The sequence below is a fragment of the Corallococcus exercitus genome (assembly GCF_042231735.1).
Taxonomy (GTDB): Bacteria; Myxococcota; Myxococcia; order Myxococcales; family Myxococcaceae; genus Corallococcus; species Corallococcus exercitus_B.
In genome coordinates, this window is the sequence record NZ_CP102577.1 from 2,915,359 (window position 1) to 2,934,573 (window position 19,215).

General features: G+C 72.7%; 17 protein-coding genes. 1 reads left to right on the forward strand and 16 read right to left on the reverse strand.

Annotated features, from left to right (window positions below; translation table 11 throughout):
* Nucleotides 1-9: 9 nt before the first annotated feature.
* From NR792_RS10985 to NR792_RS11025, 9 genes are all read right to left on the reverse strand, one after another.
* Nucleotides 10-639 (reverse strand): hypothetical protein, encoded by a 630-nt coding sequence (locus tag NR792_RS10985; protein ID WP_375760018.1) that lies wholly within the window; start codon nt 637-639, stop codon nt 10-12.
* Nucleotides 636-1,211 (reverse strand): orotate phosphoribosyltransferase, encoded by a 576-nt coding sequence (gene pyrE, locus NR792_RS10990; RefSeq protein ID WP_120525531.1) that lies wholly within the window; start codon nt 1,209-1,211, stop codon nt 636-638. Before pyrE ends, NR792_RS10985 begins: the two co-directional genes overlap by 4 nt.
* 3 nt (nt 1,212-1,214) lie before the next feature.
* Nucleotides 1,215-2,636 carry a ParB/RepB/Spo0J family partition protein gene (locus tag NR792_RS10995; RefSeq protein WP_375760019.1) on the reverse strand — a complete coding sequence of 474 codons (1,422 nt, stop codon included), beginning with the start codon at nt 2,634-2,636 and terminating at the stop codon, nt 1,215-1,217.
* 97 nt (nt 2,637-2,733) lie between these two features.
* A complete protein-coding gene (gene bacP, locus NR792_RS11000; RefSeq protein ID WP_375760020.1) occupies nt 2,734-3,450 on the reverse strand; it encodes a bactofilin BacP in 717 nt (238 codons plus the stop codon).
* 3 nt (nt 3,451-3,453) lie between these two features.
* Nucleotides 3,454-3,777: a polymer-forming cytoskeletal protein gene (locus tag NR792_RS11005; protein WP_002636698.1), complete on the reverse strand. Its 324-nt coding sequence runs from the start codon at nt 3,775-3,777 to the stop codon at nt 3,454-3,456.
* Nucleotides 3,778-3,842: 65 nt separating this feature from the next.
* Nucleotides 3,843-4,184 (reverse strand): bactofilin BacN, encoded by a 342-nt coding sequence (gene bacN, locus NR792_RS11010; protein WP_014397642.1) that lies wholly within the window; start codon nt 4,182-4,184, stop codon nt 3,843-3,845.
* Nucleotides 4,185-4,237: 53 nt separating this feature from the next.
* A complete protein-coding gene (locus NR792_RS11015) occupies nt 4,238-5,074 on the reverse strand; it encodes an alpha/beta hydrolase (RefSeq protein ID WP_375760021.1) in 837 nt (278 codons plus the stop codon).
* 12 nt (nt 5,075-5,086) lie between these two features.
* On the reverse strand, nt 5,087-6,973 hold the full coding sequence (locus NR792_RS11020) for a tetratricopeptide repeat protein (RefSeq protein ID WP_375760022.1): 1,887 nt from the start codon (nt 6,971-6,973) through the stop codon (nt 5,087-5,089).
* A gap of 5 nt (nt 6,974-6,978) precedes the next feature.
* The gene (locus NR792_RS11025; RefSeq protein WP_375761600.1) at nt 6,979-9,477 is read right to left on the reverse strand and encodes an ATP-binding protein; all 2,499 of its coding nucleotides are present in this window, start codon (nt 9,475-9,477) and stop codon (nt 6,979-6,981) included.
* A 454-nt stretch (nt 9,478-9,931) separates the two neighbouring features.
* Between NR792_RS11025 and NR792_RS11030 the strand changes: the two genes are divergently transcribed.
* A complete protein-coding gene (locus NR792_RS11030) occupies nt 9,932-11,491 on the forward strand; it encodes a hypothetical protein (protein ID WP_375760023.1) in 1,560 nt (519 codons plus the stop codon).
* A 9-nt stretch (nt 11,492-11,500) separates the two neighbouring features.
* Here NR792_RS11030 and NR792_RS11035 read toward each other — a convergent pair whose 3' ends face one another.
* From NR792_RS11035 to NR792_RS11065, 7 genes are read right to left on the reverse strand one after another with little or no spacing between them, the layout of a single operon-like run.
* Nucleotides 11,501-12,241: a TlyA family RNA methyltransferase gene (locus tag NR792_RS11035; protein WP_375760024.1), complete on the reverse strand. Its 741-nt coding sequence runs from the start codon at nt 12,239-12,241 to the stop codon at nt 11,501-11,503.
* The gene (locus tag NR792_RS11040; protein WP_375760025.1) at nt 12,238-14,049 is read right to left on the reverse strand and encodes a 1-deoxy-D-xylulose-5-phosphate synthase; all 1,812 of its coding nucleotides are present in this window, start codon (nt 14,047-14,049) and stop codon (nt 12,238-12,240) included. Before NR792_RS11040 ends, NR792_RS11035 begins: the two co-directional genes overlap by 4 nt.
* Nucleotides 14,049-14,942, reverse strand: a complete 894-nt coding sequence (locus NR792_RS11045) for a polyprenyl synthetase family protein (protein WP_375760026.1) — start codon at nt 14,940-14,942, stop codon at nt 14,049-14,051. Before NR792_RS11045 ends, NR792_RS11040 begins: the two co-directional genes overlap by 1 nt.
* 5 nt (nt 14,943-14,947) lie before the next feature.
* Nucleotides 14,948-15,337 carry a PleD family two-component system response regulator gene (locus NR792_RS11050; RefSeq protein ID WP_120528860.1) on the reverse strand — a complete coding sequence of 130 codons (390 nt, stop codon included), beginning with the start codon at nt 15,335-15,337 and terminating at the stop codon, nt 14,948-14,950.
* A gap of 27 nt (nt 15,338-15,364) precedes the next feature.
* Entirely contained in the window at nt 15,365-15,703 is a 339-nt protein-coding gene (gene xseB / locus NR792_RS11055; RefSeq protein ID WP_120528859.1) for an exodeoxyribonuclease VII small subunit, read from the reverse strand.
* A gap of 41 nt (nt 15,704-15,744) precedes the next feature.
* Nucleotides 15,745-17,457, reverse strand: a complete 1,713-nt coding sequence (gene xseA, locus NR792_RS11060) for an exodeoxyribonuclease VII large subunit (RefSeq protein WP_375760027.1) — start codon at nt 17,455-17,457, stop codon at nt 15,745-15,747.
* Entirely contained in the window at nt 17,454-19,193 is a 1,740-nt protein-coding gene (locus tag NR792_RS11065; RefSeq protein ID WP_375760028.1) for an FHA domain-containing protein, read from the reverse strand. Before NR792_RS11065 ends, xseA begins: the two co-directional genes overlap by 4 nt.
* Nucleotides 19,194-19,215: the final 22 nt, after the last annotated feature.

Sequence of the window (19,215 nt, forward strand, 5' to 3'; positions counted from 1 at the left end):
GTCCGCGCGTCAGCGCGCGTGGACCTTCAGCTCCGCGTTCCCCAGCGACGAGGCGACCCGGAGCATCACCTGCTCCGTGCCCTCGGGGATGACGGCCTGGCCGTTGGTGAACGCCTTGGGGAAGCGCACGCGGTAGGTCACCCAGAAGAGGCTGGCGTAGGGGTAGTACGCGCGCACGTTGAGGTTTGACCGGCCCATGCGGCGGATCTCCATGGGCGTGATTTCGCCCGCGGGCGTCACCAGGGCGATCCGCCAGATGCTGTTGCGGTGGGCGAAGTCGTCGTAGCGGTAGTCGTTGACGTGCACCGCCAGGAAGAACTCGTGGAACTGCTCCGCCTCGGCCTGTTCCTCCGCGAGGAGCTGCTCCACCTTCGCCGCGGGCAGCGTCTGGAAGATGGCGCGGCGGTGGATGCGGGCCTCGCGGAAGGCGGGCGTCTGGAGCGTGGCCCCCGCGAAGACGCGCGTGTCGAAGCCGTCGTAGATCTCCTTGCGGTCCGAGTACCGGTCCAGCACGGCGAGGTAGGCGGACTCCTGCTTCGGATCATCCAGCGTGGGCGCGGGCTCGCCGACGCTGGGTGCCGTGCTGGCGCAGCCGCCCAGCACGCCCAGAAGCACCGCGGCCAGCAGCAACCTTCTCACGGGATGAAGTCCTTGCGCGTGAACAGCGTGGTGAGGCGGTGGCCGGCGGCCTCCACGGCCTCGCGCCCCCCCTCCAACCGGTCCACCAGCGCGAAGGCGCCCAGCACCGTCAGGCCCTCCAGCTTCGCTCGCTCGATGGCCTTGAGCGTGGACGCGCCCGTCGTGACGACGTCCTCCACGATGGCCACCGGGGCGCCGGGGCCCAGCGCGGACAGGCCCTCAATCCACTGGCCGGTGCCGTGGCCCTTGGGCTCCTTGCGCACGATGAACGCGTGCAGGGACTTCTGGCCGCCGCCCTCCAGGAAGCTGGTGAGGCTCACCGCCGACGCGAGCGGATCCGCGCCCAGCGTCAGCCCGCCCGCGGCCACCGCCGACGGAGCGTCGCGCCGGATGGCCTCCAGCAGCAGCCGGCCGATGAGGTAGTGCCCCTCGGCGAGCAGCGCCGTGCGCTTGCAGTCGATGTAGAAGTCCGACTCCTTGCCGGAGGAGAGCACCACGCGCCGGCGCTCGAAGGAGCGCTGCGTGAGCACCTCCAGGAGCCGGGCGCGGTCGCGTTCGAGCGTGTCCGCCATGGGCTACAGACCCTCCAGGTACGCCACCAGCTGCGCCGAGTAGCGCAGCTGCATCAGCAGCTCCGCCTTGCGCGATTCATCCAGCGCGGCGAACACGTCCGCGAGCAGCGAGAGGTCCTGGTTGAGGGCGCCCATGCGCTGCGCGACGTCCACCGCCAGCTCGTCCGCGTCGATCTCTTCCTCGACGCCCTCCGGCGCCAGCGTCTCTTCCGTGGCGAGCGCCTTCTCCAGCATGTCGCGCACCGGCGCCGTCAGCCGGCCTTCGGCCTCCAGCGACTCGCGCTTGGCCTCCAGCACGTCGTGCTCCACCGGCGAGGCGTGGATGGCCTCCGCCAGGGACAACAGGAGCGCGTCCTCGTCGGACAGCTCCTCGTGCACGCGCACCTGGACCTGGTCGCGCTTGAGGAAGCGCAGCGCCGCCACGCGCCGGAAGCCGCAGATGAGCTGGTAGCGGTCCTCGCCCCGCGGGCGCACGTCCACCGGGAACAGCTGGCCCAGTCGCGCCAGGTCCGTGGCCAGCTCGGACACGTCGCCTTCGTCCCGCAGACGGAAGGTGGTGTCCTCCTCCAGTCGCTCCAGCGGCAACACCATCGCCGTCACCTGTCCCATCACGCGCGGCTCGATGGCCTCCGCGTGGGGCTCCCCTTCCGGGGTCGCCGAATCTTCGTTGGAGCCTGCTTCCGAACCCGCGCCGGAGCCCGCTTCCTCCTGGCTCGCGCGGCTCGCCACGTCCCAGATGCCGGCGCTCAGGAGCGCGTCGTCCGCGCCCGACACCGGACCGGAGCGCGGCTCCGCCAGCACGTCCTTCACCTCGCCGCCGCCGTCGCTGCCCGTGCCGGAGGCGTCCTGCACGCGCTCGCCCGAGGCCAGCTCCACGTAGCGGCCGGGGCCCGTGGAGGCCTCCTCGCCGCTCCCCGTGCCCTCGCCCTGCCGGGCTTCGCCGTGGGCTTCAGCTCCGGCACCACCCGCCACGCCGGCCTCCGTCCCACCGCCCGCGCCGCTTGCCTCGCCGGAATCCGCTCCGCCCGAGGAGCCGCTGCCCTCGCCACCCGCCGCGCTCGCGACATGTCCAGTCGAGGAGCCACTGCCCTCGCTCCCGGCCGTGCTCGCATCGGCTGCGTTCGCGGAGCCACTGCCCTCGCCGCTGGCCGTGCTCGCGACGTGTCCGCTCGCGGAGCTGCCCTCGCTCCCGGCCGTGCTCGCCTCCGTGCCGTGCGACGAGCCACTGGCCTCGGCGGCGGCCGTGCCGGCCTCCGTGCTGCTCGTGGTGCCCATGGTCTGCCCACCCTCTCCGGGCAGGTCCGTCTGGACGGCGCCTTCCGGCGTCACGTCTCCACTCGCGCCCTCGCCGTGCTTCGGCGGGGACGCGTCGGCCGCGCCCTCCTGCTGGGACGGCGTCGCGTTCTCCCCAGGTGTGCCCGGCATCCCTTCCTGTCCCTCGGCCCTGTGCTCGGCGTCCATGGTGGCACCCCCGGTTGTTCCACCCCCGCGCCGCCGGAAACGACGGCGCGGCGGGCGGGCTCTAACGGGACTTCTTCACCACGACCTTCTTCTTCGCGCCAGCACCCATCACGCGGGGCACGGGCGCGCCAGCACTGCTCGCCTGCTCAGTGGACGCCGGGCGCTGGGGCTCCGGAGCCCGGGCCGTGGTCGCGGCGGGCGGCGGGGGTGGCGGCAGCGGCTTGGCTGACGGACGGGCCACGACGGTGGCCGGCGCCGTCGTCGCGGCCGGAGTGCGCGCGGGCGGCGGGGGCGGCGTCGGGGCGGTGCGCGGCGGGGCGGCCGGCGGCGTCGGAGGACGCGGCGGGGTGGCGCCCGGGCGCACCGTGGGACGCGTCACCGCCTGGGGACGGGCCACGGCGGGGCGCTCGGACGGCAGTCGGCCCGGCTCCACGTCGCCCATGTCCACGCGGCCGCGGAAGCTGGCGCCGTCCACGATGATGACGCGGGGGGCGCGGATGTCGCCCACCATGCGGCCTTCGCGGGTGAGCTCCACGCTCTCGGTGGCGTTGATGTTGCCCACCACCACGCCGCTGACGATGGCGTTCTTCACCGCCACGTTGGCCTTCACCACGCCGGACGGCTCCACGATGAGGGTGCGGCTGAGGGTGAGCTCACCCTCGACGCGGCCGCGGACCGTGAGGTCCTCGTCACCCGTGAGCCGACCGCTGATGAGGATGGAGGGCCCCACCACGGTGTTGTCGACGGTGTTGCCTGCAAGCTCCTTGGCGGTGGCCACGGATCAGCGCTCCTTCATGTCCATGTCGACGTTGCCCTTGAAGGAGGCACCGTCGGCGATGAGGATGCGCGGGGCCTTGATGTCGCCCACCACGCGGCAGTCCGTCTTCAGCTCCACCTTGTCGCTGGCGACGATGTTGCCCGTCACGCGCCCGGCGATCTCCACGTTCTGCGTCTCGATGTCCGCCTCGACGACGCCCGAGCCCTCCACGTAGAGGCTCTCCTTGAGGGAGATCTTCCCCTTCACGGTGCCCTGGATGACCAGGTCCTCGTCACCGGAAATCTCCCCGTCGATGACGATGCTCGAACCAATGACCGTATTCGCCATGAGTGTTGTCCGCCTTGCTCGAAGCTGTGCGCCTGGGGGGCCCGTGGGACGGACCCCGGTGGATGCTAGATGTCGTCCGGCAACTTCACGTCCATCTCGATGGAGCCGTTGAACACGGCGCCGTCCTCGATGATGACCCGCGGGGCCTTGATGTCGCCCGCCACCTTCGCCGAGGCGTTGATGGCCACGCGCGTGGAAGCGTCGATGTTGCCGCTCGCCTCGCCGTTGATGGTCAGTTCCTCGGCGCGGATGTCCGCCTGGACCTTGCCGGTGCCTTCGATGGTGAGGTGGTTCTTGAGGGCAATCTGCCCCTCCACACGCCCTTCGATGACCAGGTCCCCTCCGCCCGTGAGGTTGCCCCTGATGACGATGCCCTTGCCAATGATGCCCGTTTCACCCTGTGCCATGAGGTGATCCTCGCCAGCGCCTGCTCCAGTGGGAGCGGGGCGACCTGATTATGTCAGAGATGCGCGGAGATCCAGCCGGAGATGTCCTGGAACACCGTCGCGCGGTCCCGCTCGTTGAGCGGCTCATGCCGCATGCCGGGGTACTCCTTGAACTTCTTGTCCGCCGTCCCCGCCGCCTCGAAGAAGGACCGGGCCGCCGCCGGCAGCGCCACCCCGTCCTCCTGGCCGCACAGCACGAACAGCGGCACTTGAATCTTCGGCGCCAGCGCGAGCGTCTGCGCCTGGGCGGCCGTGGACTCCACGAACCAGCGGGGCGTGGCGAAGGGGACGTACAGCGGGTCCGCCCCGACTGCCTTCTGGATTTCCGGGTCGGTGCTGAGCATCTCCGGGGCCAGGCCCGAGGGGACCTTCATCCAGGGCACCAACGTGCCCACCATGCGCGCGGCCATGACCTTCGCGGCCGGCGGGGTGATGGCCAGCTTGAGGTAGGGCGCGGAGAGGATGGCGCCGGAGAGGCCGTCCAGCCTCCCGGCCAGGGCGTGCGCGGCCATCAGCCCGCCGTGGCTGTGGGCCAGGAGGAAGATCTTCTGCGAGCCCGCGGCCTTGCGCACGCGCTGCCAGAAGCCGTCCAGGTCGTCGAGGAACTCGGTCCACTTGCTGGCGTAGGCGCGCCGGCCGTCCGCGCGGCCATGGCCCCGGTAGTCGAAGCCGTGCACGGCGAAGCCGTCCTGCACCAGCGCGTCGATGACGGGCCGGTAGCGGCCGATGTGGTCGCCGTAGCCGTGGACGATGGCGACGTGCGCGCGGGGCTCCGCGTCCGGGAGGTCCAGCGTCCAGAACAGCCGGGTGTTGTCCTTCCCGGTGAAGAAGCCTTCGTCGTGGCGGGCCATGAGCCCGGGACCTTAGCGGCCCGGCGCCGTCGAGGGTAGCGCCTTCAACTTGCGCTCCAGGGAGGTGCGCTGATCCGCGGGCTCGGCGGCCTCCGGCTCCAGCGTCAGCACCTCCAGCGCGCGCTTCCAGACCCGGGCGGCCTCCGGGGCGCGGCCCGCCTTGAGGTAGGCGTCCCCCAGGTGCTCCAGGATGGCGGGTTCGTCCGGGGACAGGTCCACCGCGCACTCCAGGACCTCCACGGCCTTCCTCGCTTCGCCGCGCTGGAAGTGCACCCACCCCAGCGAGTCCACGTAGGCGGCGTCGTCGGGCCGGAGCGCCAGCGCGCGGCGCACCAGCCGCTCCGCCTCGTCCAGGTCCCGGCCCCGCTGCGCCAGCACGTAGCCCATGAAGTTCAGCGCCGCGGAGTGGTCCGGCTTCAGCGCCAGCACCGCCCGCATGCGCGACAGCGCCCCCTCCACGTCCCCCTGGCGCTCCAGCAGGGTGCCCAGGGCGAACTGCAGGTCCTGGTTCCTGGGCGCCTTGGCCACGGCGTCCCGCAGGAGCGCGAGCGCATCCGGGGCCCGGCCCTGGCGCTCCAGCAGGGTGGCCAGCGCGTCGTACGCCATCGCCCCACCCTGCCCCGCCAGCGCCTCGCGCAGCACGCCTTCCGCCTTCGCGGCCGCCCCGCTCCGCTCCAGCGCCCGGGCGTAGCCGACGCGCACCTCCACGTCATCGGGCGCCTCCGCCATGGCGGCACGGTAGAGGGCCAGCGCGCGCGGATGGTCCCCCGCCAGCGACAGGCAGCGGGCCTGGCGCACGCGGGCGTCCGGGAACACCTCCGAGTCCGGGGGCACGCTGGCGAAGTCCGCGGCGGCGACGGTGAAGCGGCGCGTCCGCTCCGCGACGAGGCCCGCGTAGTACGCCAGCCGGGGCTCGTCCGGCGCGTCCTTGCGCGCGGCGTCCAGCACCTCCTTCGCGGCGGCGGGCTCGCCCGAGGCCAGGTAGCTGAAGGCCACCCGCACGGCCAGCTCCGGCGACGCGGACAGCGACAGCAGCCGGTCGAAGTACGCCCGCGCCCGCGTCACCGACCCGCCCTTCAGCGCGGCGCGGCCCGCCGACAGCAGCACCTCGCGGCTGTCCGGATCCGCCTCCAGCGCGCGGGCCAGCGCGTCCTCCGCGTCCCTCGCCCGGCCGGACTCCTCGTGGAGGCGGGCCAGCGTGGACCACACCTCCACGTCGCCCGGGTCGCGCTCGGCGGCCTTCGCGAGCAGGCGCTCGGCGCGGGCCGCGTCGCCGCGCTCGGCCAGGACGAGCCCCAGCCGCCGGTAGCCGGAGGGCTCCCCCGGCAGCGCGTGGGCCAGCGCCTCCACGACCTTCACCGCCTCGTCGGGGTCCTTCGCGTCGAGGTACAGCTGCGACAGGACGAGGTACGCCTCCGGGTCGCGGGGGCGCAGGGCCACCGCGCGGCGCAGGTGCTGGCGGGCGCGCGGCGCACGGCCGGACTCCATCAGCACCCGGCCCAGGAGCACGTGAGCGGCGTAGTGCTTGGGGGCCTTCTCCACGGCGCGGCGCAGCTCGCGCTCGGCGCGCGCCAGGTCGCCCAGGCGCGCGTACTCCTCGCCCAGCTGGGTGAGGAGGTTCGGGTTGCCGTCGTCGGTGGCGAGCGCCAGCCGCAGCTCGTCCACCGCGCCCCGGTGGTTGCCCTCCAGGTGCATGAGCCGCGACTGGAGGTAGTGCGCGTAGCTGGCGGACGACGCGGACGGCTCGTCGTCGCGGTTGCTCGCGTCCATGGCCTCGCGCATCGCCTCGCGGTCGACGTGCGGGGCCGGGGCCTTCCTCGCGGGCGCGGCCCCCGAACCTCCGGCGGCCAGCGCGAGGCACAACACGGCGGCACGGCTGAGGAGCGGGAGCGGGCGCACGCGGGCTAGTGGACCTCGGGCGGAGGCGCCCCCAGCTTCTCCAGCAGCTTCTCCACCGGATCGCTGTCCTGGCTGACGTCCGCCATGGCGGCCCGGTACTCGATGGAGGTCACCTTCTCCACGTCCGGCATCAGGCGGTTGATGACCGTGCGCGCCGCGTCCGCGTTGCACTCGGGCAGCACCACCGCGAAGACGCCCAGTCCCAGGTGGGCGATGGAGTCCGGGTGGCGCACGCGCTTGCGCATCACGTCCCCCATGTTGGGCGGCATCTCCTCCAGCTCGCGGTCCGGACGGAGCACCGCCAGCGTGAGGGCGCGGTGGTAGCGCCGGCTGCGGGCCACCTCCTGCTCCAGCCGCAGGAGCAGGCCGCGGCGGTCGAGCAGGCCCGTCGCCGGGTCGCTGCCGGTGCGCCGCTGGAGCGAGTTCGTCTTGTCCTGCTGGTCCTTCTCACCCTGGCGCAGCTTGAGCGCGCGCTCGGTGCGGTTGAGCAGCTCCACCGCGTTGAAGGGCTTGGCCATGTAGTCCACCGCGCCCAGGTTGAGCGCGCGGACCTTGTCGGCCACGCCCTGGTGGGCGGACAGCAGGATGACGGGGATGTGCGCCGTGTCCGACGAGGACTTGAGCGCCATGGCCGCGTCCAGGCCGTCCAGCTTGGGCAGGAACACGTCCATGACCACCAGGTCCGGCCGGGACGCCCGCGCCTTCGCCAGGCCCTCCGCGCCGTCGCGCGCCACCTCCACGCGGTACTTCGAGCGCAGCACCTCCGACAGCACGGCCGCGATCTCCGGCTCGTCCTCCACCACCAGCACGCGCGGCTGCTCGGGCGCGGCGCCGGGCGCGGGCTGCGGCCGGGGGTTGCGCGCGGCTTCCTGCGCCAGCGGCAGCGTGAAGACGAAGGTGCAGCCGCCGTCGGCCGGGCTCTCCGCCCAGATTTCACCGCCGTGCAGCTCCACGAACTCCTTGCAGATGGCCAGCCCCAGCCCCGTGCCCTTGGGCCCGTGGCGGTAGCGGTCGAACACGAGGTGCAGCTCGTCCGGGGGGATGCCCACCCCGTTGTCGCTCACCATGACGCGCACCGCGTCGCCATCCGGGCGGGACAGCCGCTGCGTGCGCACCACGACCGAGCCCGGATCGCTGGCGTGCTGGATGGCGTTGCTGATGAGGTTCTGCAGCACCTCGTGCAGCTTCACCTCGTCGCCAATCAGCATCAGGCTGTCGGGGCACTCGGAGCGCAGCGCCACGGCCTTCTCCGCCGCGAGGATTTCCAGCTCCGCCACGGCGTCGCGGCACAGCTGCGCCACGTCCAGCACGCGGGGCTCGATGGACAGCCGCGCCGCCTCGCCCTTGCCCTTCTCCAGCAGGGACTCGACCAGGGTGAGGATCTTCCGGCCCTGGCGGATCATCGCGTCCGCGGACTGCTTCTGCTGCGCCTCCAGCGGCCCTTCCAGGAGGAGCCGGCCGTGCCCCAGGAGCACCTGGAGCGGGGCGCGCAGGTCGTGGCTGCACACCGCGATGATCTCATCCTTGAGGCGGTTGAGCTCCTTGAGGCGGCGGTTCGCGTCGTTGAGCTCGCGGTAGCGCTCCACGTACGCCAGCTCCAGGTCCTCGCGCTTCTTCTTCACCGCCGTGTGCAGGCGCGCGTTGCGGATGGAGTTGGCGAGCACGCCCGCCACCGCCTCCGCGAACTCCTGCTCGTCGCGCCCGATGGACGCCTCGCCCTTGGACACGCGCAGGAAGAGCGCGCCCAAGAGGTCGTCCTGGCAGATGAGCGGCTGCACCAGGATGGACTTCACGCCCTGGGGCAGCAGCGACGTGCGCACCTCCGCCATCAGCGGGTCGCGCTGCGCCTCTTCAATCAGCACGGGCTGCCGCGTCTCCAGCGCGCGGCGCAGCTCCGGGTAGCGCGCCACCTCGATGTCCAGCTGGACGAGGCTGGGGTCCTCCTGCGTCGCGACGACCGTGGCCGTGCGCGCGTGGCTGCCCTCCACCAGCACCACGGAGCAGCGGTCCGTGCCGGTGACCTGGCCGACCTTCTCCACCGCGATGCGGAGGATCTCCTCCAGCTCCAGGGAGCTGGTGGCCGCCTGGGTGATTTCGAGCAGCATCCCCATGCGCATGCGGATGCGCTCCTCGCGCTCCTTCAGCCTCCAGGCGCGCAGGGCGGACTCCAGCCGGGGCACCAGCTCATCCGCGCCGCGCACGAAGTCGTCCACCGCCAGCCGCTTGAAGGCCTCCGCGGAACGGGCACGGCCCTGGTCCACCAGCACCGGCAGGCGCTGGAGCTTGTCCGTCTTGCGCACCGTCTCCAGCAGCTCCGCCGCCCGCTTGGCCGTCACGGCCAGGAGCACCACCTCTGGCTGGAGCTGGTCCACCATCTCCGCCAGCCCGGTCTCCCGTTCGGTGGAGGCGCACTGATAGCCACTCGCCGTGAGCCGCTCCACCAGCGCGTCACCCGCGGCCTTCGCCGCGAGTACGAGCACCCGCCCCCGCTGCTCCGACGACAACATCTCGATCCTCACGGCGCGCCTCCGCCCCGCCCAGCCAGGGAACGACGTCGCGGAAACCCGTTGGGTGCGAAAGGGGTCATGTTCGATTCCGGATCATGCCGTCTAACCCGTCCGCGGGCCAGCGGATGGACGGGGCTCTCCTGAGCGAGAGGGGTGAGGAAAGGCGCGCGACGTATACCCCGGCCCGGTGTTCTTCCTCCGGAATCCCGCACGCGCGTGACGGTCTGGTGACCGGGACCGCCTGCCCAGCCCCTTGATGGGGTGGAACAGCGCGAAAACAGTCAGGCTGTCACTTTCTTCCCTTACCACTCTTCCAACCTGGCCGGAGGCTGGCCGGGCAGGCAGGCGTCGGTGGCCGTTTCCGGCGGCCTTCGCGATCAGGATTGAGGCGGAAAGCAGGTGGGGCGTGGCCTCGCCCGCTTCCCGAGGGAGCGCGGTAGAGTGCGAAACCATGCACTCCGTCCCTTCGCGCCCGTTCTCGCAGCGGGCCTTCCTGGCCACGCTGACCTTCTGCGCTTCCGTGTTCGCCGCCTGCGGCGACCCGAAGCCGCCGCCCACCCCGGACCCGCCGGTGGTGACCCTCACCGTGCCGCAGCCCAACACGGCGGCCCCGTCGCTGACGGTGCGGGTCATCGTGGCCGGGTGTGACTCCGTGGCGCAGGTGGACATCTACGACCGGGACACGTTCCTCAAGACGGTCCCCTACACCAGCGGGTCCATGGACTTCGAGCTGGCGTCGACGGAGATCAAGTACACCCGCGGCCTCGCCGTGAACCTGTCGCTCAACGCGCGGGCGACGTGCTCTGACGGCCGGACCAACGTGTCCCAGCCGCAGGCGGCCACGTTCCTGCCGGTGACGAAGGTGGTCAAGGACCCGGATCCCAACGGCCAGGTGGTGACGGACTTCTTCATCGCCGAGGGCAGCGGCGCGAACGTCGCCTTCATCGGGTGCGGCAACCCCACCACCGGAACCGGCACCCTCTTCCGGGTGGACTCGGCGGGCGAGGTCCGCAACTCGGTGACCCTGGGCATCCCGTGCAACGCGACCACGGTCATCACCAGCATCAACCCGGTGAGCGGCAAGCGGTGGGTGTGGACGCCCGGCTCGGGCGCGGTGGCGGTGGACTCCAACTTCACCATCAGCGGCCGCACGTCGCCCACGTACTTCCTGGTCCACCTGTCGGTGATGGCCAATGGCGACGCGCTCGTGCGCGACCGCTACACGGTGTCCCGCCTCAAGCATGCCAACGCCGGCGGCACCTTCCAGTGGACGTACAAGGGCGCGGTGCTGGGCCCCATCAGCCCGCCGCAGGAGAAGGGCCAGCAGGTGCTGGTGCCCTACGTGGCGCAGCTGGAGTTCTCGCAGGTGCCGCAGGTCATCGTGGCCTACCTCGACGCGAACGGCACGAGCCAGGAGCTGCAGCCCGTGCAGGAGAAGAAGATCTTCGCGTACAACGGCGAGCTGGATGCGCCGCCCGTCACCGCGTTCAGCCCGGACGGGTCCACCCTCTACGTGGCGTTCCTCCTCGCCAACAACCAGTCGAAGGTGCAGGCCTGCTCCACGGACCTGGAGGGCTGCGAGGGCGCCGCCTTCAAGTGGAGCAGCGACACGTTCCCGGTGCCGCTGAACTTCCTGATGCCCTTCTCCGCGGGCTCGAAGCTGGCGGCCATCGGCACGCAGCGCGTGTGGTTCCTGGATTCGACGAACGGCATCATCACCAACAAGAACCGCACGTCCGTGGACGCGTCCGGTCAGCTGCGCATCTCGCAGGTGCAGCTGGGCCAGGCGACGAGCCCCGAGTTCTACCTGCTCAACGCCCCGAACGTGGACGGCGCCCTGCCCGTGGAGATCGTCGCGGTGGACTCCGCCGAAAAGGGCGAGCTGTTCCGCTACGAGGTCTCCAGCAGCCTGTCCTGCTCCGTGGATGACAGCGGGCGGCTGTGGATGCGCGTGGGCAACAACCTGGTCCAGGCCCTGCCGCTGAGCGACTACCGCGCCGTCCGGCCGTGACGGTGGCCGTCAGGGCCTGTCGGCGACGAGGAGCGCTTCCACGTTGCCGGCGGGCCCGGGCACGGGTGAGTCCATCACCCCGCGCACGGTGAGCCCGTGCTCGCGCACGAACGCCGTCACGGTGTCGATGGCGTCCTGCCGGGCCGCGGGGTCGCGCACCACGCCGCCCTTGCCCACCCGGTCCGGCCCCACCTCGAACTGGGGCTTCACCAGGGCGATGAGCAGGCCGCCCGGCAGGAGGAACGGCAGCACCGACGGCAGCACCTGGGTGAGCGAGATGAAGCTCACGTCGATGACGACCACGCCCACCTTCTCCGGCAGGTCCTCGTCCGTGAGGTAGCGCGCGTTGACCCGCTCGCGCGAGCGGACGCGCGGGTCCACGCGCAGCTTCTCGTGGAGCTGGCCGTAGCCCACGTCGATGGCGTGCACGCGCACGGCGCCGTGCTGGAGCAGGCAGTCGGTGAAGCCGCCGGTGCTGGCGCCGATGTCCGCGCCCACGCGGCCCGTCACGTCCAGGCCGAAGCGGTCCATGGCCGCCTTCAGCTTGAGGCCACCGCGAGACACGTACGGCAGCACCTCGCCCTTGAGGCGCAGCTCGGCTTCCACGGGGACCAGGGAGCCGGGCTTGTCCACGCGCTGATCCGCGACCACGACCTGGCCGGCGAGGATGAGCGCCTGGGCCTTGGTGCGCGACTCGGCGAGCCCGCGCTCCACGACCAGCACGTCCAGCCGTTCCTTCTTCGGCTTCACCGGCGCTCCTCTCCGAGCAGCGCATGGCCCGCGTGCCGCAGGCCCGCCGCGTCCAGTCCCAGCTGGGTGCGCTGCACCCGCGCGTCTCCGTGCGGCAGGAACACGTCCGGCATGCCCAGGAGCTTCACCCGGGGGGCGATGCCGGCCGCCGCGTACAGCTCCAGCACCGCGCTGCCCAGGCCGCCCCGGACGGTGCCCTCCTCCGCCACCACCACGTGCCCGCCCGCCGCGGCCTCCAGGAGCGCCGCTTCATCCAGGGGCCACGCCCGGCGCGCGTCCAGGACGCTCCAGTCCGGCTCGTTGCGAGCAGCCTCCAGCGCGGACAGCCCCAACGGCCCGAGCGTCACCAGCGTCAGACGCGAGCCGGGCACGCGCCTCAGCCAGCGGGCGCCTGAAGCCGTGAACGCGTCTGGCGCCGGCTGCACGGGCGCGGGCGCACCAGCGGACGGCCTGGGCACCTCGGGCTCCGCCTGGGCCAGCTCCAGCGGAAGGTCCGGCAGCGTGCCTCGCGGGAAGCGCAGCACGGAAGGCCCGGACGCCTGGAGCGCGGTGGCGAGCATGGGCGCCAGGTCCTCGCCCACCATCGGAGCCCACTGCGTGAGGCCCGGCAGCGGCCGGAGGAAGGACACGTCGTAGGCGCCCTGGTGCGTGGCGCCGTCCGCGCCCACGAGCCCCGCCCGGTCCACCGCGAAGACCACGGGCAGGCCCGGCAGGCACACGTCGTGGACCACCTGGTCGTACGCGCGCTGGAGGAAGGTGGAGTAGATGACGCAGACCGGCTTCGCCCCCGCCGCGGCCAGCCCCGCGCAGAAGGTGACGGCGTGCTGCTCGGCGATGCCCACGTCGTGCACGCGGTCCGGGAAACGCGCCTTCAGGCCGGTGAGCGCGCTGCCCTCCAGCATCGCGGGCGTCACGGCCACCACGCGCGGGTCGCGCTCCAGCGCTTCGCCCAGCACCTGCGCGAAGGCCTCGCTGAACGTGGGCCGGCCCCCGCGCGAGCGCACCAGCTTGCCGTCGCGCCACTCGTACGGCCCCATCGCGTGGCCGCGCGTCTGCTCGTCGGCCTCCGCCGGTGGAAAGCCGCGCCCCTTCTTCGTCAGCGCGTGCACCACCACCGGGCGCGAGGACGCCTTCGCCTCGCGCAGCGCGCGGGTGAGCGCCCCCAGGTCGTGCCCGTCCACCGGGCCCAGGTACGTGAAGCCCAGCGACTCGAAGAAGGCGCGGGCGTTGCGCGTGCGCAGGAGCGCGGGGATGGCGCCCACGTTCGCGCTGATGGACATCTGGTTGTCGTTGAGCACCACCACGAGCGGCAGCGGACTGCCTCCCGCGTTGTTGAGCCCCTCGAAGCTCAGGCCCCCGGTGAGCGCGCCGTCGCCCACCACGGCGACCACGTGGCCCGGGTGGCCCAGCTGCCGCCGGCCGGCGAGCAGGCCCAGCGCCGCGGAGATGGCCGTGCACGCGTGCCCCGCCGCCAGCGCGTCGTGGTGGCTCTCGCGCGGATCCAGGAACGGCGCGATGCCGCCCGCCTGCCGCAGCGTGTGCATGCGGTCGCGGCGGCCGGTGAGCAGCTTGTGCGCGTACGCCTGGTGTCCCACGTCGAAGAGGAGCGCGTCCTGCGGCGTGTGGAAGACGCGGTGGAGGGCCACCACCAGCTCCACCGCGCCCAGCGACGCGCCCAGGTGGCCGCCCACGCGGCCGCACGTGGTGATGATGGCCTCGCGCAGCGCCTCGCACAGGCCGGGCAGCGCGGCCTCGGGGAGCGCGCGCACATCCGCGGGAGACGCCACTCCGGACAGCACGTCCGCCATCAGGACTTCCGCTCCACCGAGTAGCGCGCCAGCGCCGCCAGCGGTCCGTCCGCGCCCTCCAGCGGGCGCACCGCCGCCTCCGCCCGGGCCACCAGGTCCGCGGCCATGCGGCGCGACTCGTCCAGCCCCACCACCGCCGGGAAGGTGAAGCGCCCGGCCTCCGCGTCCGCGCCCACCGGCTTGCCCATGGCCTCCGCGCTCGACGTCACGTCCAGCACGTCGTCGGCGATCTGGAAGGCCAGGCCCACTGCTTCTCCGTACGTCACCGCGCTCGCGAGCGCCGCCGCGTCGCCCCCCGCCGCCAGGACGCCCATCCGGCATGCCGCCAGGATGAGCGCGCCCGTCTTCATCCGGTGCAGCCGCAGGAGGTAGTCCAGCGTCGCGGCCCGGTCCGCCGCGATGTCCAGCACCTGCCCGCCCACCATGCCCGCCGCGCCCGCCGCGCGCGCCAGCTCCGCGCACAGCGTGCCGCGCACCGGCTCCGGCCCGGAGGCGAGCAGCGTGAAGGCCTCCGTGAGCAGCGCGTCCCCGGCCAGCAGCGCCACCGCTTCCCCGTGGACCTTGTGGTTCGTGGGCACGCCCCGGCGCAGGTCGTCGTTGTCCAGGCAGGGCAGGTCGTCATGCACCAGCGAGTACGTGTGCACGTACTCCAGCGCGCACGCGGCATCCCGCACGACGGCGGTGTCGGTGCTCGACTTCGCCACCGCGTCCGCGAAGGCCAGGCACAGCACCGGGCGCAGGCGCTTGCCACCCGCGAGCAGCGAGTAGCGCATGGACTCCGCCAGCCGGGGCGGCGTGCCCGCGGGGCCCCAGCGGTCCGCGCTCTCGCGCAGGAGCGCCTCCACCCGCGCCTGGCTCGAGCGCATGAAGGGTTCCAGGTTGAAAGCGGCCATCGGCGTCAGGGCTCCTTCGCCACGTCGGCGGGGATGAGTTGGCGGATGCGCTTGACGAGCGCGTCCAGCTCCAGCGGCTTCACGAAGTAGTCGGCCGCGCCGACCTCCATGCCGCGCCGTTTGTCCTCCGGGTCTCCCCGCCCGCTGATGAAGATGATGGGGATGTCCCGGAACTGCTTGTTCTGCTTCACGGCCTGACACAGCTCGAAGCCGTTGATCCAGGACATGTTCACGTCCAGGAGGATGGCGTGCGGCCGGTGCAGCTCCAGCGACGCGACCAGCCGCAGGCCGTTGGCCGCGGACATGACCTCGAACCCCTCGGCCCCCAGGGCCTCGGCGAGCAGCTCGCGCGTGTCGCGGTCGTCATCGACAATCGTAATCTTCGGCTTCGACATGCCCGGCCTCCGCCCTTCCCCTGATGCCTAGAACGGGACATCGTCCTCCGGTGGCGGACGCGCCTGCGCGGCCGTCCGGGGGGCTGCCTGGGGAGCGGGCCGGGCCGCCACCGCCAGCGGCGCGACGACCTCCTGGCCATCCTCGTCCACCAGCAGCTGCTCGATGCGCTGCTCGGCCTCCGTGAGCAGCTTCTCGCCCCTGCGGACGAGGCGGATGCCCTCCTCGAACGCCTTGAGCGACTCTTCCAGCGACAGGTCGCCGCTTTCCAGCCGCGCCACCGTCTCTTCCAGGCGCGACACCACGTCCCCGTACTGCTCCGGGGCGGGCTCCACCTTGGGGTTCTTGTCCGACTTCGCCACGGCCATCCACCTCCCCGAGCGGGGCGCGGAATGTAGAGGGTGGCCCGCTAGCAGTCCACCGGGCCTTTCAGGCTGGTAACGGTCGCTTCGATTTCTTCACACCCACCCAGGGTTTTCGCCCCGTGGGCCGCCAGCTTGATGCCCAGCACGTCCCCCACCGCCACGTCCGCCATGGAACGCACCACCACGCCATCCCGCTGGCGGAACGTCACCGCGTAGCCGCGCGACATCACCTTCAGGGGGCTCAGGGCGTCCAGCCGGCCCCCCAACCGTCCGAAGTGCGTCTGCGCGGACGACAGCATGCCCCGCTGCAGCTCCAGGAGCCGCGCCCGCGCCTGCGCCACCTTCGCCCGCTCGGCGGCCACCCGCGCCGTGGGTGACGCCCGCTCCAGGCCCAGCCGCGTGTCCGCCAGCGCACTCCGCCGCCGGGACACGCCCGCGCGCGCCGCCTCCGACAGGCGCATGGCCAGCTTCAAGAGGTGCGCCCGCTGCTCCGACAGCCGCGTCTGGGGCCGCGCCCGCTGCAGCCGCTCCTGGAGGCCGCGCAGCGTCTCCCGGTCCTGACGCACGCGGGGGCGCAGCACGCGCATCATCGCCTCCACCTGTTCGGACAGGTGCAGGCGCTGGTGGTTCACCTCGCGGCGGGGGTCCGGCAGCCGCGCGCGAAGCTGGCCCTGGCGCTCGCGCAGCTCCAGCACCCGCCGCTCCATGGCCCGGCGCAGCCGGCCGGACTGCGTGGCCAGCGTCAGCTCCAGGTCCGCCAGCACCGGCGCCAGCCGCTCCGCCGCCGCGCTGGGCGTGGGCGCGCGCAGGTCCGCGACGAAGTCGGAGATGGTGAAGTCGATTTCGTGGCCGATGGCGGACACCACCGGCACCGGCGAGGCGAAGATGGCGCGCGCCACCCGCTCCTCGTTGAACGTCCAGAGGTCCTCCACGGACCCTCCGCCGCGCGTCACGACGATGACGTCCACGTCGGTGCGCCCCAGCCGCTCGATGGCCCGCGCCACGTCCTCCGCGGAGCCCTCGCCCTGCACGCGCGCGTCCGCCAGCAGCACGCCCAGCCGGGGGTTGCGCGAGTGCAGCACGCGCAGGAAGTCCTGGAGCGCCGCGCCGGTGCGGCTCGTCACGACGCCGATGCGCCGGGGCAGGAACGGCACGGGCCGGGGCGGCCGCACGCGCCGGTCTCCGATGAGCCCCTCCGCCGCCAGCCGCTGCTTGAGCTGCTCGAACGCGAGCGCCAGCGCGCCCTCGCCCACCGGCTCCAGCCGGGACACGATGAGGCTGTAGCGGCCCTGCGGCTCGTACAGGTCCACGCTGCCCTCGGCCAGCACCTCCATGCCGTCGCGCAGCGCGAAGCGCATCCGCCCCGCCATGGACGCCCACACCTTCGCGTCGATGGAGGCGTCCGCGTCCTTGAGCGTGAAGTACCAGTGGCCGCGCGCGTTGGCGCCCCGGAAGCTGGACACCTCGCCGCGCACCAGCACGCGCGGGAAGCGCGACTCCACCGTCTGCTTGATCTGCCGGGTGAGCTCGCCCACCGACAGCACCGTGCGCTCCGGGCGCGGCGGCGGGGTGACGGCGGCGAGGGGCGGCGCAGCGGCTTCCGCCACCGGCGCGGGCGGCGGGGCCACGGGCGGCTTGCTCGCGCTCGCGGCCTTCGCGGGAGGGGGGCGCAGGGGTGGCAGGAGCGACGTGCCGAACAGGTCGCCCTGCCCCGGCTCCTCGGCCGGGGGCGGCTCCATCCCCTTGCGCTTCTTCATCGCGACAGCTTCTCGACCCAGCCCTGGGCCTTGCCGTGCAGCTCGTCGTCGGGCGGCGTCATCGTGACGACGTCGCGGAACTTGGGCAGCGCGTCCTCGGGGCTGGAGTCCTTGATGGAGTAGGCCTGCATGTACAGGTCCTTCGCCTTGCCCTTGAGGTCGTTGACGATGTTGGCGGCGCCCGTGTGGTTGGGGTCCGCCCGGAGCGCGTTGCGGGCGGCCTCCATGGCGCGCGACCACTGGCCGGCGGCCTTCGCGGCCGCGGCGCTCTTGTAATAGATGGTCGCCGCGCGGGTGCCCGCGTTGCGCCCCATCTTGCTGCCGCGCCCGTCGGTGATGTCCTTGTCCAGCGCGAGCAGCCGGGTGAGGCCCTTGGCTTCCAGCTCCTCCAGCTTCTTGTAGAGGTTGCCGAACTCCGTCACCTGCCCCATCAGCTGCTTGCACTGCGGCGTCTTGGCCGCGCACGCGTTGAGGATGGCCACCGCGCCGGACGTGTCACCGTCGCGGAAGCGGTCCACGGCGGGCTCCCACGGCTTGGGCGCCGCGGCCACGCGCACCGGATCCGGACGGGTCAGGTCCGCGATGACGCGCACGGCGTCGTCGTTGACGAGCTTGCCGTCGCGGTGCTCCGGGAAGGCCGCGAGCACGTCGTCGGTGATGGCCTTGGCCTGCTGCACGTTCTCCAGCTGGCGGGTGTCCAGCAGCTGCTTGGCCTCCTTCGTGCGCTTGTCGGCGGCGTCCGTCAGGTTCTTGCGCGCCGTCTTCAGCTGCTCGTAGAGCTGGGTGTCGCTGCTCACCTTCGCGATGGACGCCTTCGCGCTGGCGAGCTCCCCCTTGTCCAACGCCGCCTGGGCCGTGGCCAGGTGGTTCTGGTTGGGGATCTCCCGCTCCGAGGCCTTGAGGTAGTCCTCCACGCCGGGGTAGTCCGGCGCCTGCGCGTGGAGTTCCTCCAGCTTCGCCTTGGCCTGCTGCCACTGGCCCTCGCGCACCAGGTTCTTGGCCTCCTGGAAGAGGCCCCCCAGCTGCTCGCGGTACTGGCGCTGCTCCGCCTCGATGCGGCCCTGCTCCTCCTGCTGCTGCCGCATGCGCGAGCGCGCGACGCCCAGGCCCGCGAAGAGCAACACCAGCACGGCGGCGCCCGCGAGCTTCATCCGCATGCGCCTGCGCTGGATCTCCGGCGTGAGCTCCGCGGCGGCCGCGGCCCGCGCCGTCTGCGGGCGCGCACGGCCCTCGCGGGCAGGACGCGAGGGCACGGCCGTGGGACCGCGCCCTCCCGCCGTGGACGGACGGGGCCGGGGGCCGGAGGGGGCCTGCACCTTGGCGGTGCTGTTGGCGGTGTCCTCGTAGCGCAGCTCCGAGTCCCCCAGCGTGATGACGTCGCCGTTGGCGAGCAGCGTCTCCTCGGAGATGGGCTCGCCGTTGACGATGGTCCCGTTGCCGGAGCCCATGTCGCTGACCATCCAGCCGGCGGACTCCTTGCGCAGCGTCACGTGCTTGCGGGAGACGGACGTGTCCTGGATGCAGATGGGGTTGTCGGTGGAGCGGCCGACCGTGTACTCGAGCTCGGAGAGCGAGAACTCCTCACCCTCCATGGGGCCGGCGATGACGACGAGCTTCGCGGGGCGGGCCGCGGCGGCCCCGGCGGAGGACCGGCGGGCCGGCGCGCGCTGTCCGGTCCCGGAGGCGGGCGTACCGGATGTAGGCCGTCGGCGGGCGGGGGGTGGTGCGTTCGACATGGCGGTCACCGCGTCCTGCTGA